We start from the raw sequence: 19,467 nt of genomic DNA on the forward strand, positions 1-19,467 counted from the left end.
CTTGTCGTTGTCAGACGGGCGCGTATATCAAGGGTCAGGCTTAAAAGGAACCCTTCTATGAGCGACACATCTCAAACCCGCGATGATTTGCCCGAAGCTGCAAAGCGCGCTTTGGCGGAGGCCGAAGACCGCCGCAAGAAAGCAAAAGAGCTCGAACTGCCGACGGAGCTTGGCGGACGAGATGGGCCGGAGCCGGTGCGCTATGGGGATTGGGAAAAAAAGGGCCTCGCGATCGATTTCTAAAGACGCCTACTCAGGGTTCTCCCATCCCGCAGCGCGCAACAGACCCAAGAAACGTTGCTCATGTGCAGCGCCAATATCTGGCGCAAATACACCATGAACCAGTTCTGGCCGGAAGTTTGGCCAGGTTTGCCCTAACATCGAAATCATTTGCTGTGCCTCATCAAGGCGCCCCTCAGCCTGGTACGCAGCGGCAAGGTACGCTGCGCGCACTGCGTTTTGTTCAACACCTTGCTGCAGCGCCAATTCAAAAGACTCAACGGCGATGGCGTAGTCTTTCAAGTAAAACGCTGCAAAGCCGCGAATGGCTGTATTGCCTGTCCCAAATGCGCTCTGAGTTGGGTCCGTGACCAGCGCAGCATTTTCAAAGTCTCCGGTAAACAGCGAGATCAACGCGTGGAAAATCAATTGATGCCACTGCCCTTGGCTAAGCTCATATCCCTGTTTGCTAAGGTCCCTGGCCAAGTCCCAATCGGTACGGGCGTAAGCCACCCATCCCGCTGCGGAAAGTGTCCAGGAATCTTCAGGTGCCAAGGCGCGAGCCTGATCTAACATCGCCTCAGCCTGCCCCAGAAAAACCTGAGACTTGCCGGATCCACGCATTAAGACCGCGATACTGCCTAAGCTGTGGGCGGCGGTGGCAAAGCTGCCTGAATAGTCGGGATATTGCGCAATCACCGCCTGCGAATGGGCGATCACCCGCTTTTGACGCGCGATGTCCATAAACGAAAACATATGATCGCGTCCAAGCGCGTCTAAACTGATCGCAGTTGGGGCCTCTAACTTGGCCGCATCTGGCAACAATACGCCTTCTGACTGCTGGCGCGACGACTGCGTCACACTGGCCCCAGCGGATTGAGACACCGTTTCAGCCTCCTTGGCATCCGGCAAATACTGCGGAACGACGACAAAACCGATTGCAAGTATCGCAACAACCAACGCCAAGGCCCAATGCCTCTTTAACTTTGGCCGCTCAAACGACGATTCAGGATCTTCCTGCAACTCTGCGAAGGTGAGCTCTAGGTTTAAACTTGAGGGATCCAGCCGGAAATGCAAAGCATCCCAACGCCCCTCCTCGGCGAAATAGCTCTCTAGCAAAGCCGCCAAACGGTGCACATCGGCGCGCGCCAAGCGCTGCGCTTCCTCACCGTCAAAATCCGCATAGAGAATGGGCAACAACGTCTGAATGGAAACTTGTTCCTCGAGCCCTGCGATGTGTTCTTCAGCCAGAAAGTGCAACAAAGCGTCAACGCGTACAATTTTATGGAACCGATCACTCGCAATAATGCGCGCCACGGCGACGCGAATAATTTCAGGCGCTATTGCATCCAACGCGTGCAGATCTTCATCGCTATCATACATCACTTTCTGTCCAACAATCACGTTCTTATGGGCATTCAAACGCTCCCCCTGAAAGGTGCGTAACCTATCTAGTTCGAAACGATTAAATAGCTGCAAACTCACAGGCTGGGCGCAGCTTGCGCTCTACAGTATTTTACCCACCATAGCTGTTTGCGCCCCTGACACTATTGATGCAGGTCAAATACAAAATTCAGCATCTCAGTAAAAAACACGTCTCGTCCGATGCGGCCACTTTCAGTCAGCGCTGGCTAGGACCGGACTCGACACCTGATAGAAAAATCGGGGCTGGCGCCCCGATCTGTTTCTTCCGTGCAAAACGCTACAGCCCCAGTGCTTGTCGCCGCTCTTCTGCGAACCCCTGCACCAGGCGATCCGCTACAAGTGCAAGAATCGCCATCGCAGCACCCGCTGTTACGCCAAGCCCCACATCCGCCTGACCCAGCGCCAGATAGATCGATTGGCCCAAACCCGTGGTTCCGATCAGCGCTGCAATCACCAGCATTGCAAATGCATAAAGGATGGTTTGATTGAGCCCCAAAAGGATCGTTGGCGCGGCATAAGGCGCGCGCACTTCAAGCATCGTCTGCCAACGCCCTGCGCCGCTGGCTGTCGCCGCCTCGATCATTTCATCCGGTGTCGTGATCAGGCCATGGCGCGTGTAGCGAACCATCGGCACCACCGCATACATGCAGATCGCCAGAAACGCAGAAAACTCGCCAATCTGAAAGAACATCAGCACAGGTATCAAGAACACAAAAAGCGGGATGGTCTGGAGCGTGTCACAGATGGGCCGGATCACCAGCCAGGCTCGCGGGCTCATCGCAGACCAGAACCCCAGAAAACCGCCAACCAACGCACAGGCCGCGACCGCCGCTCCGCTCAGATAGAGTGACAGAAGTGCACGTTCCCAGAGGCCTGAGATCAGGATCAATCCCAAAAGCAGCGTCACCTGCAACGCAAGCTTGCGGCCGCTCGCAACCCAGCCAAGTGCGGCAACGCCAAATACGAGGATCGGCCAAGGCAGTTGCGCCACGCCAATCTCAAGAACCATCGCAGCGATCATCACAAACCCCGCACCGGCCACATGACCACGCAACACCATTAGGCCCGAAATAGCAGCAAAGACCGCGTAGAACACAAACGTATGCGTGGCCGTCCAGGCAAATCCCCAGGTGAAGGGCAACACGGCGTCAGACAGGCCAATCCGCAGCGGAAGCAGCCCATAAAACATCGCTGAGTTTTTGAGCGCGTCTAACGTTGTGCCATAACTTGCCGTGAATTGCCCAACCCCTTGGTCCACAGCTTCGGCCACACCGTCCATTGCTGCAAACCCAGCCGGGTTCCACTCAGCAACCTCCGCCCATACCGCCACAGCAGCGCCAATCGCAAAGATCACCGCCGCCACGCGCTTATCTTGAGCCGGGCGTGGCTCTGCAAGCGCCGCAGACATCCGGTCGATCACCACAGCAAAGACCACGATCACCGAACCTGCCAGAAACGCTGGACCAAACAGCGCCTTGCGCATGGTCAGAAGCACTTCCCAACCGATGTCTTCAAACCCACCGATCACGGCGGCAATAATCACCATGCTGAGCGCGGCCATCAGACATTGGTTGAAACCAATCATGATTTGTTGAGAGGCCGCAGGCAGTTCCACAAGGAAAAGCTGTTGGCGGCGCGTGCCACCCGACATCACCGCCGCTTCCCGGATCTCCGGCTCAACCCGCTCCAGCCCCAGCAGCACGTTGCGCGCCATCGGAGGAGCTGCAAAAATCGCAGATGCAATCAGCCCAACAACGGGACCAAAGCCAAACAGCACAAGCAAAGGTGTGAGATAGGCAAATGTCGGCATGGTCTGCATGACATCCAGAACAACATTCACACTGCCTTTGAGCTTGGGATATTCAAACGCAAGGATCCCAATTCCGGCCCCGAGCAACGCCGCCAGCGGCACCGACACCGCCACAAGCGCAAGCGTGTTCATCCCTTCCAGCCAGTAGCCACTGATGACCACAAAGCCAAAGCCAAAGAACGCCAGCGCCGCCATGCGCGCGCCACCGACAAGCCAACCCAAAGCGGTCACCGTGCCAAGCACCAAAGGCCAGGGCGCACCACCAAGCAGACCGCCAACCCATGTCATCGGAAACGCCAAGAGATAAGAGAACAAACGCGCAATGGGCTTGAAGACATCGAGAAACCCGCCCACTACGGCACCGACCCAATCCGTCATCGGAACCGTCAGTGCGGCAGGCCAAGTCACAAGCCACTCAAACTGCGCCCCAAACAAACGGCAAATAACGGCCACAGCCAAAACAACAATCGCTGCAATGCCACCCTTGCTCAGTTGCAATCCGCGCTGTCCAGAAACGGGCGCTTCCTCTGCGATACTCATGTCTCTTCCGCCTGCAAAGCCGCCGCCAGATCAGACGGATTCACCGCCCCCACAAGCGCGCCCTGTGCGTCATGCACCGGCACAGGCTCGTACAATGACATGCATTTCGCGAGCGCAGTTTCGATGGTCATCCCCACCTTCAGACCCGGATCATCTGGCATGTTTTCAGGAATATCCTGCGTCATCACGTTCTCAACGCAGCCGTGTCGGCCTTTGGGAACATCTTTGGAAAACTCGGCAACATAATCATTCACCGGGTGCAGGACGATCTCTTCGGGCGTGCCAATCTGCACCACTTCGCCGTCTTTCATGATGGCAATGCGGTCGGCCAGTTTCAGTGCCTCTTGGATGTCGTGCGTGATGAACACAATAGATTTTTTAAGCGTCGCCTGAATGTTGAGAAACTCATCCTGCAGCTGCCGTCGGATCAACGGGTCGAGCGCGGAAAATGGCTCATCCAGGAACCAAATGTCAGGGTTCACAGCAAGAGAGCGGGCGATGCCCACACGCTGGCGCTGTCCACCGGACAGATTGCGTGGATATGTATCCTCCCGGCCTTTCAGGTCCACAAGTTCCAGAACTTCCAGCGCGCGTGCGCGCCGCTCTGCCTTGCCCATGCCTTGCATTTTCAGGGGGAAACCAACGTTGTCCGCCACCGTCATATGAGGGAACAAGCCAAAGTGCTGAAAGACCATGCCCAGCTTGCGGCGACGCAGCTCAATCAAACGCTTTTCATCGGCCTGAAGAATGTCTTCACCATCAATGCGCACCGAACCTGCAGTCGGTTCAATAAGGCGCGAAATACAGCGGATCAGCGTAGACTTGCCAGACCCTGAAAGGCCCATAATCACAAAGAGTTCGCCGGATTTCACTTCGAAGTTCGCGGCCCGTACGGCTGGAATCAGGCCTTTGTCCTTGAGTGCCTGAGCGGTGGACGCATCGGTTCCGGCTCCGCGTGCATCACGCAGAGCCGTCTGGGCGTTTTCGCCGAAGACCTGCCAGAGGTCTTCGACTGCAATCGCCGGAGCGGTCGTTTTCTGTTCGGTCATTCGGAGTTACTTGATTGCGGCGTCCACGACGGACTTCCACTTGTCTTCGTTTGCCCCCATCCAGGCCGCCACAACGTCCTCAACGGACTCGCCGTCCACATCAACTGCGCCCATCATCGGCTGCTGATCTTCCACGGCCAGTTGATAGTTCACCAGAATTTCATGTGCCGCTGGCCACTTGTCTTTCAGTCCCGGCCATCCCGCCTTGAAGATGCGGCTGGGAGAGAAATCACAATCGTTGATCGCATTCGGGTTCGGCCCCCACGCAGGATCGGAGAAGCAAGCGTCTTCGCCTGCGGGGAGATCTACAAACTGCACGTCATAGGCAGACATCGCCCAATGCGGCTGCCAGAATGTGATCAACAGAGGGGACTTCTTTTCGGTGGATGCACGCAGTTCCGCAATCAATGCACCTTCGGAACCGGCTGGCACAGCCTTGAATGGCAAATCGAGACCCGTCATCCGGTCTGCACCAGGCGTGCCCCAGTCTGCAGGATAATCCACCAGACGCCCCGCTGGCAGGGTCTCAGCGGTCGCGAAGTTGATTGCACAGGCTTTCAGGGCTTCCCAAGCGGGCAGGCCGGGGCAAAGATCGGCAACATGGGCAGGGTAGGCAATGCCTTCACGTGCATTGAGGCCCAGATCAGACAGCTCTTCCAGCTTCCCCTCATCTTTGAGCACAGCGTATTGATCAGACACATTAGAAGACCAGATCTCAAGCGTCGCGTGGATGTCACCATCTGCAATCGCTTGGAATTGGTTCATCATGCCTGCGGTGACATATTCCACATCATAGCCTGCCGCCTTCAGCATTTCCCCTGCCACATGTGTCGTCACATGCTGACCTGTCCACTCGTTCAGTGCCAACTTGATGGGCTCGTTGGCCGCGCCCAGTTCGGCTGCCTGCGCAGATCCTGCTACCGCAATGACCGCCAGTGCGGACAGTCCCGCCTTCAGAATGGTCGTCATGATCTTCTCCCTGTCATCGTTTTTTAAATGGTCATTTAATTTTTTGACTGTCGGCATAAAAACACAGGGGCGCGCACCTGCCAACAAAAAAGACGCAGCCATTGCTCACAACGTCGGGTGGGCAACAGCACGCTGAGAAAAAGAGCGCTTTGGCGCAGCAAAGTTGCCGCGCGCTTAAGCGGAAATCTGCGCGCAGGTTTTTGTCATGGGCAATCTAACACGATTGCCCAGGCAAGCCGACCCGATTTAAGCAGGCCAAATCTGAATTGCAGACAACCGGGTGTTAGAGCCCCAACACATCCATCATGTCATATTCGCCGGGCTTTTGCCCTTGCCCCCACAGCGCGGCTTTCAGCGCGCCACGGGCAAAGATCGCGCGATCCGTCGCCAGATGACGCAACACAATGCGCTCGCCTGCGGCGGCGAAAAGGACATCATGTTCTCCGACAATGTCGCCACCACGGATGGCGGTGAAACCGATATCGCCGCGTTTGCGCGCACCAGTGATACCATCACGGCCACGATCGGCGACATCAGCCAAATCAACCCCACGCCCTTCCGCTGCGGCTTCGCCCAGCATCAGCGCCGTACCACTTGGGGCATCAACTTTATGATGATGGTGCGCTTCAATGATTTCGATATCAAAGTCTTCATCCAACGCGGCGGCCACTTTCTGCGTCAGGCGGGTCAAAAGGTTCACCCCCAGGCTCATATTGCCCGCACGCACAATCACCGCATGTCGGCCACAGGGCTCAAGATGCGCAATGTCCTCATCAGTCATACCGGTGGTGCCAATCACATGCACAGCACGGGCCTGCGCAGCCAGTTTGGCGAAGGCGATCGTGGCCGCTGGCGCCGTAAAGTCAATCACCGCCTGCGCTTTGGCAAAAGCCTCCAACGGCTGGTCTGTAACCGTCACGCCAAGTGGAGCGCCACCCATGGCCTCTCCCACATCGCGCCCCACCCAGTCATGACCACTGCGTTCCACCGCGCCGACAAGCTTGGCCTTATCGCTCTCGCAAACCGTCTTGATCAGCATCTGCCCCATACGGCCAGAGGCTCCTGTGATGACGATTCCGGGCAAGTCTTGCATAGCATTCTCCAATGTTCCGGCCGGTGGATCGGCGCTGCCTCTGCTTACAGAAAGCAATCCAGCTTGGCAAAGGGCGACAGAAGCCCTAAGTGGGGAAGCATGGCAAAGAACACATTTTCTGAGGGCCGTGGCCCCTCCCAACGCCAACTTCGAGTGGGCGAAGTGATCCGACGCACCCTGTCGGAGGTCTTGATGCGCGATGAGTTGCACGACCCCGATCTCAGCCGTCTGTCCATCACCGTCGGCGAGGTGCGCGTGACACCTGATCTATCCATTGCAACGGCCTTTGTGCTGCCCCTGGGCGGCGGCAAACAGGATGAGGCGATCAGCCTTCTGGCAAGCCACAAGGGCGAGCTGCGGCGCATCATCGGTCGCAAGGCGAAACTCAAGCACGCGCCTGATCTCCGCTTCCGCATCGACACAACCTTCGATCAGATGGACGCAACCCGGCGCATGCTGGCTGACGACCGTGTGCAAGCCGACGTCGCCAAACCTGACAGCGAAGAGGATGGCACGTCCTCGTGATCCGGCTTTGGCTCTGTTTCGCACTCATGGCGCTGCCCACTCTGGCAAGCGCTGTGAGCTGCGAAAACGTGAGCTTTGAGCGCAAAAGCTTCACCTTCTGCACCGTCGACGCATCTCAGGAAAACCTGAGGCTGTTCTTACGCGATGATGAGGGCGCAGTCTTGGGCCAGTTCCCAAATGTTGCCCGCAGTCTTCCCCCGCAAGAAACCCTCACATTCGCGATGAACGCGGGTATGTACCACGCAGATCGCAGCCCCGTCGGCCACTATGTGCAAGATGGCGCGGAGGAGATGCGGCTGTTGACTGGAGAAAGTCGCGGTAATTTTGGCCTCCTGCCCAATGGTGTTTTCTGCCTCACTGACGGCAGTGCCCGGGTCTACGAGACCCTCGATTTTGCCGCACAGAAACCCATCTGTCGTGATGCCACGCAATCCGGTCCGATGCTGGTGATCGACGGCGCATTGCATCCGCGATTTCTGGTCGACAGCACCTCAAAATTCATCCGCAACGGCGTTGGCACCACATCTGATGGCAAAACTGCCATATTTGTGATCTCCAACAACGCGGTGACCTTCCACGAATTTGGGCGTTTCTTTCGCGATCTGCTGCAAACGCCCAACGCGCTCTATTTTGACGGCAAAATCAGCCGCCTCTATGCGCCACAGCTGGATCGTTCCGACGCCGGTTTCTGGATGGGACCAATCGTTGGCGTGGTCGAAACGGCACCAGCTGTCACTGAATAACTGCGCTGCTCCATTCCTTTATGAACGTGCGCCGCTTGAGCGGATCAAGATAGGTCATCAAAGCAGGCTCCAGCGTGATCACCGTATGCCCGCTTGCGTCGCTCATAGGCTTGAGCGAGGGCAAAGGAAAAACATCACGGTTGCGGGGCTGTGACTGCATTGCCAACAGATGCCTGACAAAGGCCACGGCATCGTCTTCCACAAAGGTCTGTGCCGTTACAAAAGCTGTGCGCATCATCGTGGTCGGAAAATCAGAAGGTAAAACAACTTCCAAATGATCGGCCACATCCAAACGCGCGGCCACGTAACTGCCCAGCACATTATACGCCACAAGCAACTCACCGCTTTCCAGATCATCAATCATATCACCAGAGCAACAGTATAGCCGGGCCCCCAGACCGCCCATCACCTCCATAAGCCGCCAAAATGTCTCAGAGGCGCGCGCATCCTGAGTTGCAAAAAGATACCCCAAACCAGACTCGCGTACGTCATAAGTTCCGACGCGCCCACGAAACAACTCCGGCTGCGCACGCAGCGCCTGAATCAACTCTTGCCGCGACTTGGGAACGGCGCCATCGGGAAAAGCCGCGCGGTTCACAACCACCGTTGCGGGCTCAGACGTAAATGCAAATAAGCTCTCGCGCCACTGCGCCCAGCCAGGCTGGCCCAAGTTGGAAATTTGCAAAGCGTAGCCGTCATTCACAAGCTTCAACTGCAGGTCCATCGCGCTTGAAATCACAACGTCATAGTCATTGGGGTGCGCCCTGTAGATCTCATCGATTTGCGCGGTTCCAATAACATAATAGTCAACAGACAGGCCGGTTTTCCCACGTAAAAACGCCTCGATTATTGGCGCAAAAAATGAAGTATCCGTGCTCGACAGTACCCGAAGTTTGCGTTCCGCGGTCTGTGGGCCAAAGTGGGTGTGCTCTTCCCAATCTTGCGCCCAAAGGGCCGCTGGCAACAAACAGACGATCAAAGAGAAAAAGTAACGCATGCGCCTCCCTCCGGGCGGTTTTCCAGGCTGAGCGTCCCACCGTGTGCTTGCGCCACGTCCTGTGCAATCGTAAGCCCCAACCCCGACCCAATTGTACCGGTCGCATTTGTGCCACGCAAAAATCGCGTGGCAAGGTTGTTTATTTGATCGGGCGGAAACCCTGGTCCTTCGTCTTCTACCAGCACCCGTGGGCTGGGCGAAGCACTCACAGTAATGACGATTTCACTCTCGACAGGCGAATATTTCAGAGCGTTGTCCACCAAGTTACGCAGCGCATTCTGCAGCAGGATCGAATCCGCAGCAACATTCACCTCTGCGTCACTCACCACCGTCAGCGCGATGTCCTTCATCTCTGCAATCGGGGTCAGCCGGATCACAAGATCCTGCACTATCGCCACCAGATCCAACGCCTCTCGCTCCAGATGGTCGGTGCGAAAGGTGATCATCGCATGATCCAAAAGCTGTCCAGCCGCACGGGAGCTTTCATCAATCGCCCGCACCATCGCCCGCAGGGCCTGACGATTGTCCTCTCGCTCAACCCTCTGCAACGTTGTTTCTGCATGACTGCGTACCGTGGCCAATGGCGTACGCACCCGATGCGCCGCTTCTGCGATGAAGTCTTCTGACTGAGACAACGAGGTGCTCAGGCGCGCCATGAAATTGTTCAGCGAAGACACCAGAGGCCCCATTTCCTGCGGCACGGGCTGGGCCACTGGTGTCAGGTCCTTGGGTCCCCGCCTTGTGATCGAGTGGGTCAGTCGTTCCAGCGGACGTATCGTGGTTGACGTGGCCCATGACGCAACCAAAACCGACAATAGGAAAAAGCCCACACCATAATAGGCAACATTCGATGAAATTCGGTTCAACGTCACCTGCAACGCGTCCCGTGTTTGAGCAACAGATACTGTTACCTGCGTGCGCAAGTCGGCCCCAACCAAAATGCGCGACGCCGATGCGAGGCGAATGGAAGCCCCTCGCATTTCGCCTGACACATGCGTGACCTCCGCGCCGGCACGCGCCGGCACAACGGGCAAACTTTCATAGCCAGAGAGCAAGGCACCATCCTGATGAATCGCATAAAACACGCGATCATCCTCTTCGGTGCCCAAAATGGCGAAAGCAGCGTAAGGAAAATCCACCTCAACAACACCATCGCGCAAGATCGCAGCGTCCAAGATTGACGTGACAGAGGCTTCCAAAATGCGATCCTGACCCTGCTGCGCAATTTGCGCCGCATAACTGCGCACCACCACAAACATCAGGATTGAAATGCCAGCAGCCCCCCCAATCAGGGTCAGCGCCAGCCGCGCCCGCAGCGAACCGGAAACATTGGCCGTTTCACGCATGATCGAGCCGATACCCGAGCCCACGCAGCGTGGTAATTTGCAGGTTGGAAGAGGCCAGATGCCGCCGCAGGCGTCCGATGTAGACTTCGATCGCGTTCTCAGAGACGTCCTCGTCATAAGAAAACAGTCTGTCTGCCAATTTTGCCTTGGAAAAGATCTGCCCGGGCGCGTTGATCAGCAGCTCCAGCAAGCGCAGCTCTCTGTTGCGCAGAGTCACCGTTTTCGCCCCCACTCTCAGCTGTCCAGCCACCGGATCCAGTGTGACGTCTCCCAATTGCACGGACGCCTGCGCATGCCCCGCATTGCGGCGCAAAACCGCCCGGCACCGGGCCTGCAGTTCCTCATAGTCAAAGGGCTTGGTCATGTAATCGTCGGCCCCAAGATCCAGCATACTGATTCGATCACTCACCTGTGACCGCGCTGTCAGAACAATGACGGGCGTGTCATTGTTTCCGGCACGGTGCCGCTTTAGAAAACCGCGCCCATCGCCATCCGGCAGCATAATATCCAATAAAATTAGATCATAATCCCCGGTATCGACAAAAGCCGATGCATCCGCAATTTTATCTGCGTGATCAACAACATGACCATCCATTTTCAGCCGTTCGCACACCGCGTTGGCCAGATCGAGATTGTCTTCGACCAGCAAGAATTTCATCGAAGCGCGGCCTTTCTTCATCCGTGACAGGTTTGTGACAGGTTGCAGTGATTGAGTCGCCCCAACTGAGCCAGCTTTCGGACAGTTGTCAAATTGGGAGGAAACAATGTTGAAATTTGACATGGGCCGTCGCGCCCTAATGGCGACGGCTGTCGCCGCAATGGCATTTGCCGGTCCTGCTCTTGCAGACGGGCACAAAGTTGTGGACAGCATCCACTTTCTGATCCCCGGCGGCGCTGGTGGTGGTTGGGATGGCACCGCACGTGGCACTGGTGAAGCGCTCACCAAAGCGGGCATCGTGGGCAATGCATCCTACGAAAATATGTCCGGTGGTGGCGGCGGCAAAGCCATCGGCTATCTGATCGAAAACGCCGACAGCAACCACGGCACATTGATGGTCAACTCGACCCCAATCGTGATCCGCTCACTGACTGGCGTGTTCCCACACAACTTCCGTGACCTGACACTTGTTGCGGGTACCATTGGTGACTACGCCGCCATCGTTGTGGGCAAAGACAGCCCAATCAACTCCATGGACGATCTCCTGGCCGCATTTGACGCGGACCCATCCGGCACCGCCATCGGCGGCGGCTCTGTGCCGGGCGGCATGGATCACCTCGTGGCTGCCATGGTGATGGAAGCGGCAGGCAAAGACGCGCTGGGTGTGAAGTACATCCCATATGACGCAGGTGGTAAGGCCATGGCCGCGTTGCTGTCTGGCGAAATCGCCGCGCTGTCCACCGGTTTCTCCGAAGCAGTTGATCTGTCCAATGCAGGCGAAGTGAAAATCATCGGCGTCACCGCAGATGACCGCGTGTCAGCAGCTCCAGATGCCATGACCATGAAAGAACAGGGCATCGACACATCCTTCGTGAACTGGCGCGGCTTCTTCGCGGCCCCCGGCCTGCCAGACGACAAGCTTGCGATGTACCAGGACGCGATCGGCAAAATGTATGACACCGGCGAGTGGGAAGAAGTTCGCGCGCGCAACGGTTGGGTCAACATCCACAACAACGGCGCAGACTTCCAAAGCTTCCTTGAGGAGCAGGAAAAGGTCATCGGCGACCTGATGAAAAAGCTCGGCTTCCTCTAAGAGCCTGAATTCACATTTCTAAAGGCAGAGCGGACCCCCGCTCTGCCTTCCTTTTCATACAAAGATGCAGGAGGGCTGGATGGCTCTTGATCGTTGGATCGCACTGATCCTGCTCGGCATTTGCCTCACATATGGCTACGCCGCTTGGTTCACGATGGATGGCAGCCTCGCACCATTCATGAGACGCAACCCCATTTGGCCCAGCACGTTCCCAAAGCTGCTGTCCCTCTTTGGCATCATCGCCTCGTCGATCATCCTCTTGGGCTTTGAAAAAAGTGAACCCAAAGAGGCGGACATCGATTACCGCCGGCTGCATGAGTACAAACTCGGTCAGGCAATCATTCTTCTCGCCCTGATGGTGGCCTATGCACTTCTGCTGCGCCCCGCAGGTTTCCTGCTGTCCACAAGCGGTTTCCTGATCCTGGGCTCCTTCATTCTGGGCGAACGCAAATGGCACGTCATGGTGCCTGTCTCCGCAACCGCCACTCTCATCGTCTGGTACCTCGTGCAAGAAGTGCTTGGCATCTACTTGCGCCCGTTGCCGGGCTTTATCGGAGGCTGACATGCTTGAAGGACTTCTGATTGGTCTGCAAACGGCCTTCTCTCTACAAAACCTGCTGATGGTGATTGGCGGCTGTCTGATCGGCACATTCATCGGCATGCTGCCGGGTCTCGGCCCAATGTCGATCATCGCCATCATGATTCCCGTGGCCATCTCCATGGGCGACCCTTCTGCCGCTCTGATCTTACTTGCGGGCGTCTACTACGGCGCCATTTTCGGTGGCTCGACCTCCTCCATCCTGCTTAACGCGCCGGGGGTCGCGGGCACTGTGGCCTCAAGTTTTGATGGCTACCCGATGGCCAAACAAGGCAAGGCCGGCAAAGCGCTCACCATCGCCGCCATCGCAAGCTTTGCCGGCGGCACCATCGGCGCGCTTCTGCTGATGATCTTCGCCCCCATGCTGTCCTCCGTCGCGCTGCTGTTCCATTCGGCAGAGTATTTCGCCCTGATGGTCGTCGGCCTCTCCGCCATCGCAGCCTTTGCTGGCACAGGGCAAGTGGCTAAGGCGCTGATGATGACGGTTCTGGGCCTGATGATGGCCACCGTCGGCGAAGGTGCGCTGTTCAACCTGCCCCGCTTCACCATGGGCATTATGGATCTGCAATCCGGCTTTGGCTTTATCACACTGGCCATGGCGATGTTTGCCCTGCCCGAGGCGCTGTTCCTCGTGCTCAAACCCCGGGTGTCCAAAGAGGGCGGCGAAGGTGAGATCAAAGACCTGCGCATTTCCCGTGCAGAGGCAAAAGCCATCACCCCGGTGATCGGACGTCAATCCATTCAGGGCTTCTTCATCGGCGTGCTGCCCGGCGCGGGCGCCACCATCGCGAGCTTCCTTGGCTACGCGGTGGAGCGCAACATCGCCCCTAAAGAAGAGCAGGAGCAATTCGGCAAAGGCGCCATCAAGGGCCTCGCGGCCCCAGAGACCGCCAACAACGCAGCCTGCACAGGCTCCTTCGTGCCTCTTCTGACACTCGGTATTCCAGGCTCCGGCACCACCGCCATTCTGCTCGGCGCGCTGATCGCGCTCAACGTCACCCCGGGCCCGCGCCTGATGATCGATGAGCCACAAGTGTTCTGGGCGGTGATCATGTCGATGTTCATTGGCAATCTGGTCCTGCTGGTCCTGAACCTGCCGCTGATCCCCTACATCGCCAAAGTCCTCTCGGTCCCGCGCAACTACCTGATCCCCTTCATACTCTTCTTCACGTTGATGGGGGCCTATATCGGGCAGAACAACGCCACCGAACTGCTGATCCTTGTGGGTTTCGGCGTCTGTGCAACAGCACTGCGCTTTGCGGATTATCCGCTCGCCCCGCTGCTGATCGGCTTCATCCTTGGTGGCATGCTGGAAGACAACTTCGCCCGCTCCATGCAGCTTTATGATGGCATCGCCTTCATCTGGGAACGCCCCATGACACTGGGCCTCTTGGTGATCGCAGCCCTGCTGGTGCTGCTGCCAAGTTACCGTGCCCGCCGTGCACGCCTGCGGGCTCAAGGTGTGGCAGACGGGGATTGATGCATCCCCCACCGCAAAAACAAAAGGCCGCCGAAACGCTCGGCGGCCTTTTCATTTTGGTCCGGCGTTACGCTGCGGAGAACCCCGCATCCAGCGCTGACAGGATCGTGTCGACCTCCGCCTCCGAAATCGTCAGCGGTGGTGACATAAGGATATTGTGCATCCCCAGCCGCACCATCGCCCCCGCCTGATAGGTGACCTCGTGAATTTTCTTCATGGTCGCCATATCCATCGGGGTTTTTGCCGCCTTGTCAGAGACCAGCTCGATGCCCGTCATCAACCCGTGCCCGCCACGGATGTCACCGATGATGTCATGTTTCTCCGCCAGCTTTTTGACGCCCTCATAAAGCTGCGTGCCACGGGCAGCGGCATTGGTTTTCAGATCCAGCCGCGTGGTTTCCGCCAGACAGGCCACCACCGCCGCAGAGCCAACAGGATGCGCCGAATAGGTATAGCCGTGGAAAATCCCGGCCTCGCCGCTTTCGTCTTTCTCAAACACCTCTGCCACTTTGTCGCCCACCAGACAGGCTCCAACCGGGAAGTAACCAGAGGTGATCCCCTTCGCCGTGGTCATCATGTCCGGCTGCACACCCCAGTGCCGCGCACCGGACCAGTCGCCGGTGCGGCCAAAGCCGGTGATCACCTCATCGGAAATCAGCAAAATACCGTGGCGGTCACAAATATCCCGCATCAGCCCCATAAAGCTCGCATCCGGCACAATCACGCCGCCGGCGCCCTGGATAGGCTCCATGATAAAGGCGGCAATGGTGTTGGCCCCCTGAAAGGTGATCTCATCTTCAAACGCCGCCGCAATATTCTGCGCCAGTTGCGCGGGGTCGGTTTCATGGAAAGGATTGCGATAGGTGTATGGGCTTGGCAGGTGAAAACACCCCGGCAGCAGCGGCTCGTAGTTGATGCGGAACCTGTTGTTGCCATTCACAGACGCACCGCCAAAATGCGTGCCATGATAGCCTTTCTTCAGCGACAGGAACTTTGTCCGTGTCGGCTCGCCACGCAAGCGATGATACTGCCGCGCCAGACGCAGGGCAGTCTCCACACTGTCTGACCCACCCGAGGTGAAAAACACCCGCGTCATGCCATCCGCTTCAAAGAACTCACGCACGGCATAAGACGCCTCAATCGCCGCCGGATTGGAGGTGCCCGCAAAGGCAGAATAATACGGCAGGTCATAAAGCTGTTTTGCAATCGCCTCTTTCACCACATCATTGGAATAGCCAAGGTTCACGCACCACAAACCGCCCACGGCATCGACCGTGGAATGCCCTTCAAGATCGGTGATGTTCACACCCTCGGCGCTCTTGATGATTTTGGGCGCGTGGCTCTGCAAATCCCCCGGCGCACCCATAGGATGCCAAAGATGGCGGGCGTTGTTCTCTTTCAGAAAGTTGTCGTCTTTCATTCTGGTGCTCCCTTGCGTGCGGCGGTTTCTACCCGTGTGCATCGACTCAATAATTTGATCAAATTATGCGGTTGCCCTGTCGAACTGTCCAGTAAGAGTGCGACATGTCACCAGATTAAACTGGCGCAAAAACGACTGGCGAAAACCCGCAATCTCGGTGGTAGAATCAAACGAGAACATGCTACATTTCGTGACATGCCTGTGGATAACCCCAATATAAGCTCTTCGAACGCGCCAATGCAGCCCGTGATCTGCCAACTTGATGATGCCGCGATCAACCGGATCGCCGCTGGCGAAGTGGTCGAACGCCCCGCCTCTGCAGTCAAAGAGCTGGTTGAAAACGCAATCGATGCAGGCGCAACGCGCATTGAGATCGCCTATGCCGATGGCGGCAAAACCCTGATCCGCATCACCGATGATGGCTGCGGCATCACCGAAGAGCAGCTGCCTCTCGCCCTTTCCCGCCATGCCACCTCAAAAATTGATGGAAGCGACCTGCTGGATATCCACACTTTCGGCTTTCGTGGAGAAGCGCTGCCCTCGCTAGGCGCAGTCGGGCGTCTCAGCATAACAAGCCGGGTTGGTCGCGCTCCCGCCGCCAGTATCAGCGTGGAAGGCGGCGCGATGGGCCCCGTCAAACCCGCCGCACTTTCGGGTGGCACCATCGTTGAACTGCGTGACCTGTTTTATGCCACGCCTGCACGCCTCAAATTCATGCGCAGCGACCGGGCAGAGGCACAGGCCATCACCGATGTGGTCAAGCGCCTTGCCATGGCGGAACCCTTCATTGGCTTCACCCTGCGCGATGTGACCGGCGGCGGCGAAGGGCGTATTTCTTTCCGCGCAGAGGCCGAAAGCGGCGATCTCTTTGACGCGCTACACGGTCGCCTTGCGCGCATTCTGGGTAAAGAGTTTGCCGAAAACGCGCTCAAGATTGATGCCGAACGCGAAGGTCTGCGCCTGATTGGTTATGCCGCTTTGCCAACCTATTCGCGCGGCTCATCTGTGGCGCAATATCTCTTTGTGAATGGCCGCCCGGTGAAAGACAAACTTCTGGTCGGCGCGCTGCGTGGGGCCTATTTTGACTACCTCAGCCGGGATCGACATCCAGCAGCGGCACTGTTCATCGACTGCGATCCACATCTGGTGGATGTAAACGTCCACCCGGCCAAATCCGAGGTCCGCTTCCGCGATCCGGGCATGGCGCGCGGTTTGATCGTCTCCAGCCTGCGTCACGCGCTGGCAGAGGCCGGCCACCGCGCCTCCACCACCGTTGCCGGGGCCACGCTTGGCGCCTTCCGCCCCGAACCGATGGGCGCACTTGGCGCAACACCGCAGCCCTATTCGTCAGGCCCCGCGCGTGTTTATCAAATGGATCGCCCTTCCCTTGGTGCGCGCACCGCCGCCTATCAGGCACAGGCTCCTTTTCCACAATCACCTGTCTCTCAGGAACCGGGGTTTGCCGAACTCAGCGAATCCTACAGCGCACGTGTGGAGCCCGTTGATGCACACGACGCCCCACAGGACGCGCCTGCCGAACGCCTTCCGCTCGGAGCTGCCCGCGCGCAGGTGCATGAGAACTACATCGTTGCCCAGACTGAAACCGGTATGGTGATTGTCGATCAACACGCCGCGCACGAGCGGTTGGTCTATGAAAAACTCAAGCGCCAGATGGCAGAGAATGGCGTTGCGGCACAGGCGCTGCTGATCCCGGAAATCATTGAACTGTCAGACGGCGACTGCGCCCGCATTCTGGCCGTGGCCGCGCCGCTCTCCAAGCTTGGCCTTACGATAGAGGCCTTTGGTGGCGGGGCAGTGGCCGTGCGCGAAACCCCGGCCCTGCTTGGCGAGGTGAACGCCCGCGCCATGGTGCTCGACATCTTGGACGAGTTGGACGAAGACGGCGACACCATGCTGGTGCAGGCCAAGCTTGAGGCCATCCTCAGCCGCGTGGCCTGCCATGGCTCGATCCGCTCGGGCCGCCGCATGCGCGCCGAAGAAATGAATGCCCTGCTGCGCGAAATGGAAGCCACGCCGCATTCCGGCCAATGCAACCACGGGCGCCCAACCTATGTGGAATTGAAATTGGCCGACATCGAGCGGCTGTTTGGACGGACCTGATGACCGAATTGACCACCCTGCTTGCCAACACGGACACAGCGTCGCTCTACCTTCTCGGCGGCATTGGTTTTGCCGTGTTGGTGCTATTTGTGCTGCTGCGCAATGGCGCGCAGAACCGCGCAGCCCAGACCGAAGACTTTATCGCTCAGCATATGGGCCAGATGGCGCAACGCGTGGATCAACTGGCCACCGGTCAGGCTCAGCTTGATGGCGGCCTGCGCGCACAGGCGCAAACACAAAGCCAGATTGCCACCTTGATGGAGCAACGTCTGGGCGAAGTGCAGGTCAACATGCACGAGAACCTCGCCAAAGTGCAGCGCAGTACCGGCGAAAACCTCGCCACCATGCAGCAGAAAATGACCGACACATTGGCCGCCCAACAGCTGCAGATGCAGGAAAACCTCTCCAACATGCAGATGCGCACCGGCACCGCGCTCAATGACATGCAGGAGAAGCTCAACACCTCGCTCATGGGCAACGCCAAGCAAACGGCAACATCGCTCACACAGCTGCAGGAACGCCTGCAAACCATCGACAAAGCGCAAGAAAACATCACCCGCCTGTCGGGCGATGTGCTGAGCCTGCAGGACATTCTGTCCAACAAGCAAACCCGCGGGGCTTTTGGCGAAATTCAGTTAAATGATATCGTGTCTAAAGCGCTGCCCAGCGACAGCTACGCCCTGCAACACACGCTCTCAAATGGCCGCCGCGCCGACTGCTTGATCCACCTGCCTAATCCACCCGGCCCCATCGTGATCGACAGCAAATTCCCGCTGGAAGCCTATGAGGCGATGCTGCGCTCAGAAACAGAGGCTGAGCTGAAGGCGGGGATCCAGATGTTCAAAACCTCGGTGCGCAAACACATCAAGGATATTTCGGAGAAATACATCCTTGAGGGTGAAACGGCTGATGGCGCGCTGATGTTTTTGCCCAGCGAAGCGATCTACGCAGAGCTGCACGCCAAATTCCCAGAGCTCGTGCATGAAGGGTTCACCGCACGGGTTTGGATCGTCTCCCCCACCACCTGCATGGCCACGCTGAACACTATGCGCGCCATTCTGAAGGACGCCCGCATGCGGGAGCAGGCCGGGGCCATCCGCAAGGAGCTTGGCCTGCTTTATGCCGATGTTGACCGCCTCGGCAACCGCGTGGACAATCTGGACCGTCACTTTGGTCAGGCCGCCAAGGACATCAGCGAAATCAAGATCAGCGCGGACAAAGCCGGGCGGCGTGCACGTCGGCTCGACAATTTCGACTTCGAAGAGCTCGCACAGCCAGATGATGGCAAAGTTGTCCCTCTCACCAAGCCCGACGTATAACCAATCCGCAAAAATCACATTCAAATACAAGTTTGCGCCATATCAAAGACGCTGCATGATCA

At 57.6% G+C, this 19,467-nt stretch carries 17 protein-coding genes; 8 read left to right on the forward strand and 9 right to left on the reverse strand.

Features of this window, described 5'->3' with window-relative positions; all coding sequences use genetic code 11:
* Positions 1 to 57: 57 nt before the first annotated feature.
* Entirely contained in the window at positions 58 to 243 is a 186-nt protein-coding gene (locus PJL69_RS08230; RefSeq protein WP_209097121.1) for a DUF1674 domain-containing protein, read from the forward strand.
* Positions 244 to 249: 6 nt separating this feature from the next.
* On the opposite strand, the gene PJL69_RS08235 is transcribed toward PJL69_RS08230, so the two are convergent.
* The 5 genes from PJL69_RS08235 to dapB form a co-directional block, all read right to left on the reverse strand.
* A complete protein-coding gene (locus PJL69_RS08235; protein WP_271309222.1) occupies positions 250 to 1,602 on the reverse strand; it encodes a hypothetical protein in 1,353 nt (450 codons plus the stop codon).
* A gap of 319 nt (positions 1,603 to 1,921) precedes the next feature.
* Positions 1,922 to 3,994: an ABC transporter permease gene (locus tag PJL69_RS08240; protein WP_271309223.1), complete on the reverse strand. Its 2,073-nt coding sequence runs from the start codon at positions 3,992 to 3,994 to the stop codon at positions 1,922 to 1,924.
* Complete coding sequence (locus PJL69_RS08245; protein ID WP_271309224.1) at positions 3,991 to 5,043, reverse strand: quaternary amine ABC transporter ATP-binding protein; 1,053 nt, start codon at positions 5,041 to 5,043, stop codon at positions 3,991 to 3,993. Before PJL69_RS08245 ends, PJL69_RS08240 begins: the two co-directional genes overlap by 4 nt.
* Before the next feature lie 6 nt (positions 5,044 to 5,049).
* Positions 5,050 to 6,012 carry an ABC transporter substrate-binding protein gene (locus tag PJL69_RS08250; RefSeq protein ID WP_441347461.1) on the reverse strand — a complete coding sequence of 321 codons (963 nt, stop codon included), beginning with the start codon at positions 6,010 to 6,012 and terminating at the stop codon, positions 5,050 to 5,052.
* 283 nt (positions 6,013 to 6,295) lie between these two features.
* Positions 6,296 to 7,105: a 4-hydroxy-tetrahydrodipicolinate reductase gene (dapB, locus tag PJL69_RS08255; RefSeq protein ID WP_271309225.1), complete on the reverse strand. Its 810-nt coding sequence runs from the start codon at positions 7,103 to 7,105 to the stop codon at positions 6,296 to 6,298.
* Positions 7,106 to 7,204: 99 nt separating this feature from the next.
* Here dapB and rbfA point away from each other — a divergent pair, with 99 nt between their 5' ends.
* Together rbfA and PJL69_RS08265 are read left to right on the forward strand one after the other, a co-directional pair.
* Positions 7,205 to 7,630, forward strand: a complete 426-nt coding sequence (rbfA, locus tag PJL69_RS08260; RefSeq protein WP_271309226.1) for a 30S ribosome-binding factor RbfA — start codon at positions 7,205 to 7,207, stop codon at positions 7,628 to 7,630.
* Between the two features lie 26 nt (positions 7,631 to 7,656).
* The gene (locus PJL69_RS08265; protein ID WP_271309410.1) at positions 7,657 to 8,373 is read left to right on the forward strand and encodes a phosphodiester glycosidase family protein; all 717 of its coding nucleotides are present in this window, start codon (positions 7,657 to 7,659) and stop codon (positions 8,371 to 8,373) included.
* Here the strand turns inward: PJL69_RS08265 and PJL69_RS08270 are convergent.
* The 3 genes from PJL69_RS08270 to PJL69_RS08280 are packed head-to-tail and all read right to left on the reverse strand — an operon-like array spanning position 8,363 to position 11,374.
* Positions 8,363 to 9,370 (reverse strand): ABC transporter substrate-binding protein, encoded by a 1,008-nt coding sequence (locus tag PJL69_RS08270; protein ID WP_271309227.1) that lies wholly within the window; start codon positions 9,368 to 9,370, stop codon positions 8,363 to 8,365. The genes PJL69_RS08265 and PJL69_RS08270 overlap by 11 nt on opposite strands.
* The gene (locus PJL69_RS08275) at positions 9,349 to 10,716 is read right to left on the reverse strand and encodes a sensor histidine kinase (RefSeq protein WP_271309228.1); all 1,368 of its coding nucleotides are present in this window, start codon (positions 10,714 to 10,716) and stop codon (positions 9,349 to 9,351) included. Before PJL69_RS08275 ends, PJL69_RS08270 begins: the two co-directional genes overlap by 22 nt.
* A complete protein-coding gene (locus tag PJL69_RS08280) occupies positions 10,709 to 11,374 on the reverse strand; it encodes a response regulator transcription factor (protein WP_271309229.1) in 666 nt (221 codons plus the stop codon). The genes PJL69_RS08275 and PJL69_RS08280 overlap by 8 nt, the downstream gene beginning before the upstream one ends.
* 106 nt (positions 11,375 to 11,480) lie before the next feature.
* On the opposite strand from PJL69_RS08280, the gene PJL69_RS08285 reads away from it, so the two are divergent.
* The 3 genes from PJL69_RS08285 (at position 11,481) to PJL69_RS08295 (ending at position 14,545) form a co-directional block, all read left to right on the forward strand.
* Positions 11,481 to 12,467 carry a tripartite tricarboxylate transporter substrate binding protein gene (locus PJL69_RS08285; RefSeq protein WP_271309230.1) on the forward strand — a complete coding sequence of 329 codons (987 nt, stop codon included), beginning with the start codon at positions 11,481 to 11,483 and terminating at the stop codon, positions 12,465 to 12,467.
* A 79-nt stretch (positions 12,468 to 12,546) separates the two neighbouring features.
* Positions 12,547 to 13,029 carry a tripartite tricarboxylate transporter TctB family protein gene (locus PJL69_RS08290; protein ID WP_209097131.1) on the forward strand — a complete coding sequence of 161 codons (483 nt, stop codon included), beginning with the start codon at positions 12,547 to 12,549 and terminating at the stop codon, positions 13,027 to 13,029.
* Between the two features lies 1 nt (position 13,030).
* Positions 13,031 to 14,545: a tripartite tricarboxylate transporter permease gene (locus tag PJL69_RS08295; protein WP_271309231.1), complete on the forward strand. Its 1,515-nt coding sequence runs from the start codon at positions 13,031 to 13,033 to the stop codon at positions 14,543 to 14,545.
* A gap of 67 nt (positions 14,546 to 14,612) precedes the next feature.
* On the opposite strand, the gene PJL69_RS08300 is transcribed toward PJL69_RS08295, so the two are convergent.
* The gene (locus tag PJL69_RS08300; RefSeq protein ID WP_271309232.1) at positions 14,613 to 15,965 is read right to left on the reverse strand and encodes an aminotransferase class III-fold pyridoxal phosphate-dependent enzyme; all 1,353 of its coding nucleotides are present in this window, start codon (positions 15,963 to 15,965) and stop codon (positions 14,613 to 14,615) included.
* A gap of 237 nt (positions 15,966 to 16,202) precedes the next feature.
* Between PJL69_RS08300 and mutL the strand changes: the two genes are divergently transcribed.
* Together mutL and PJL69_RS08310 are read left to right on the forward strand one after the other, a co-directional pair.
* On the forward strand, positions 16,203 to 18,086 hold the full coding sequence (gene mutL / locus PJL69_RS08305; protein ID WP_441347462.1) for a DNA mismatch repair endonuclease MutL: 1,884 nt from the start codon (positions 16,203 to 16,205) through the stop codon (positions 18,084 to 18,086).
* Positions 18,086 to 19,405 (forward strand): DNA recombination protein RmuC, encoded by a 1,320-nt coding sequence (locus PJL69_RS08310; RefSeq protein WP_271309234.1) that lies wholly within the window; start codon positions 18,086 to 18,088, stop codon positions 19,403 to 19,405. The genes mutL and PJL69_RS08310 overlap by 1 nt, the downstream gene beginning before the upstream one ends.
* Positions 19,406 to 19,467: the final 62 nt, after the last annotated feature.

The organism is Shimia sp. MMG029, assembly GCF_027947445.1.
Lineage (GTDB): Bacteria > Pseudomonadota > Alphaproteobacteria > Rhodobacterales > Rhodobacteraceae > Shimia.

Excerpts from the sequence above, each read along its gene's own strand:
- PJL69_RS08230 (WP_209097121.1), top strand. The coding sequence starts at position 58 with ATGAGCGACACATCTCAAACCCGCGATGATTTGCCCGAAGCTGCAAAG.
- PJL69_RS08250 (WP_441347461.1), bottom strand. The coding sequence starts at position 6,012 with ATGACGACCATTCTGAAGGCGGGACTGTCCGCACTGGCGGTCATTGCG.
- PJL69_RS08235 (WP_271309222.1), bottom strand. The coding sequence starts at position 1,602 with ATGTATGATAGCGATGAAGATCTGCACGCGTTGGATGCAATAGCGCCT.
- PJL69_RS08265 (WP_271309410.1), top strand. The coding sequence starts at position 7,657 with ATGGCGCTGCCCACTCTGGCAAGCGCTGTGAGCTGCGAAAACGTGAGC.
- PJL69_RS08310 (WP_271309234.1), top strand. The coding sequence starts at position 18,086 with ATGACCGAATTGACCACCCTGCTTGCCAACACGGACACAGCGTCGCTC.
- PJL69_RS08245 (WP_271309224.1), bottom strand. The coding sequence starts at position 5,043 with ATGACCGAACAGAAAACGACCGCTCCGGCGATTGCAGTCGAAGACCTC.
- dapB (WP_271309225.1), bottom strand. The coding sequence starts at position 7,105 with ATGCAAGACTTGCCCGGAATCGTCATCACAGGAGCCTCTGGCCGTATG.
- PJL69_RS08300 (WP_271309232.1), bottom strand. The coding sequence starts at position 15,965 with ATGAAAGACGACAACTTTCTGAAAGAGAACAACGCCCGCCATCTTTGG.
- PJL69_RS08240 (WP_271309223.1), bottom strand. The coding sequence starts at position 3,994 with ATGAGTATCGCAGAGGAAGCGCCCGTTTCTGGACAGCGCGGATTGCAA.
- PJL69_RS08275 (WP_271309228.1), bottom strand. The coding sequence starts at position 10,716 with ATGCGTGAAACGGCCAATGTTTCCGGTTCGCTGCGGGCGCGGCTGGCG.
- PJL69_RS08290 (WP_209097131.1), top strand. The coding sequence starts at position 12,547 with ATGGCTCTTGATCGTTGGATCGCACTGATCCTGCTCGGCATTTGCCTC.
- PJL69_RS08295 (WP_271309231.1), top strand. The coding sequence starts at position 13,031 with ATGCTTGAAGGACTTCTGATTGGTCTGCAAACGGCCTTCTCTCTACAA.
- PJL69_RS08270 (WP_271309227.1), bottom strand. The coding sequence starts at position 9,370 with ATGCGTTACTTTTTCTCTTTGATCGTCTGTTTGTTGCCAGCGGCCCTT.
- PJL69_RS08285 (WP_271309230.1), top strand. The coding sequence starts at position 11,481 with ATGTTGAAATTTGACATGGGCCGTCGCGCCCTAATGGCGACGGCTGTC.
- mutL (WP_441347462.1), top strand. The coding sequence starts at position 16,203 with ATGCAGCCCGTGATCTGCCAACTTGATGATGCCGCGATCAACCGGATC.
- PJL69_RS08280 (WP_271309229.1), bottom strand. The coding sequence starts at position 11,374 with ATGAAATTCTTGCTGGTCGAAGACAATCTCGATCTGGCCAACGCGGTG.
- rbfA (WP_271309226.1), top strand. The coding sequence starts at position 7,205 with ATGGCAAAGAACACATTTTCTGAGGGCCGTGGCCCCTCCCAACGCCAA.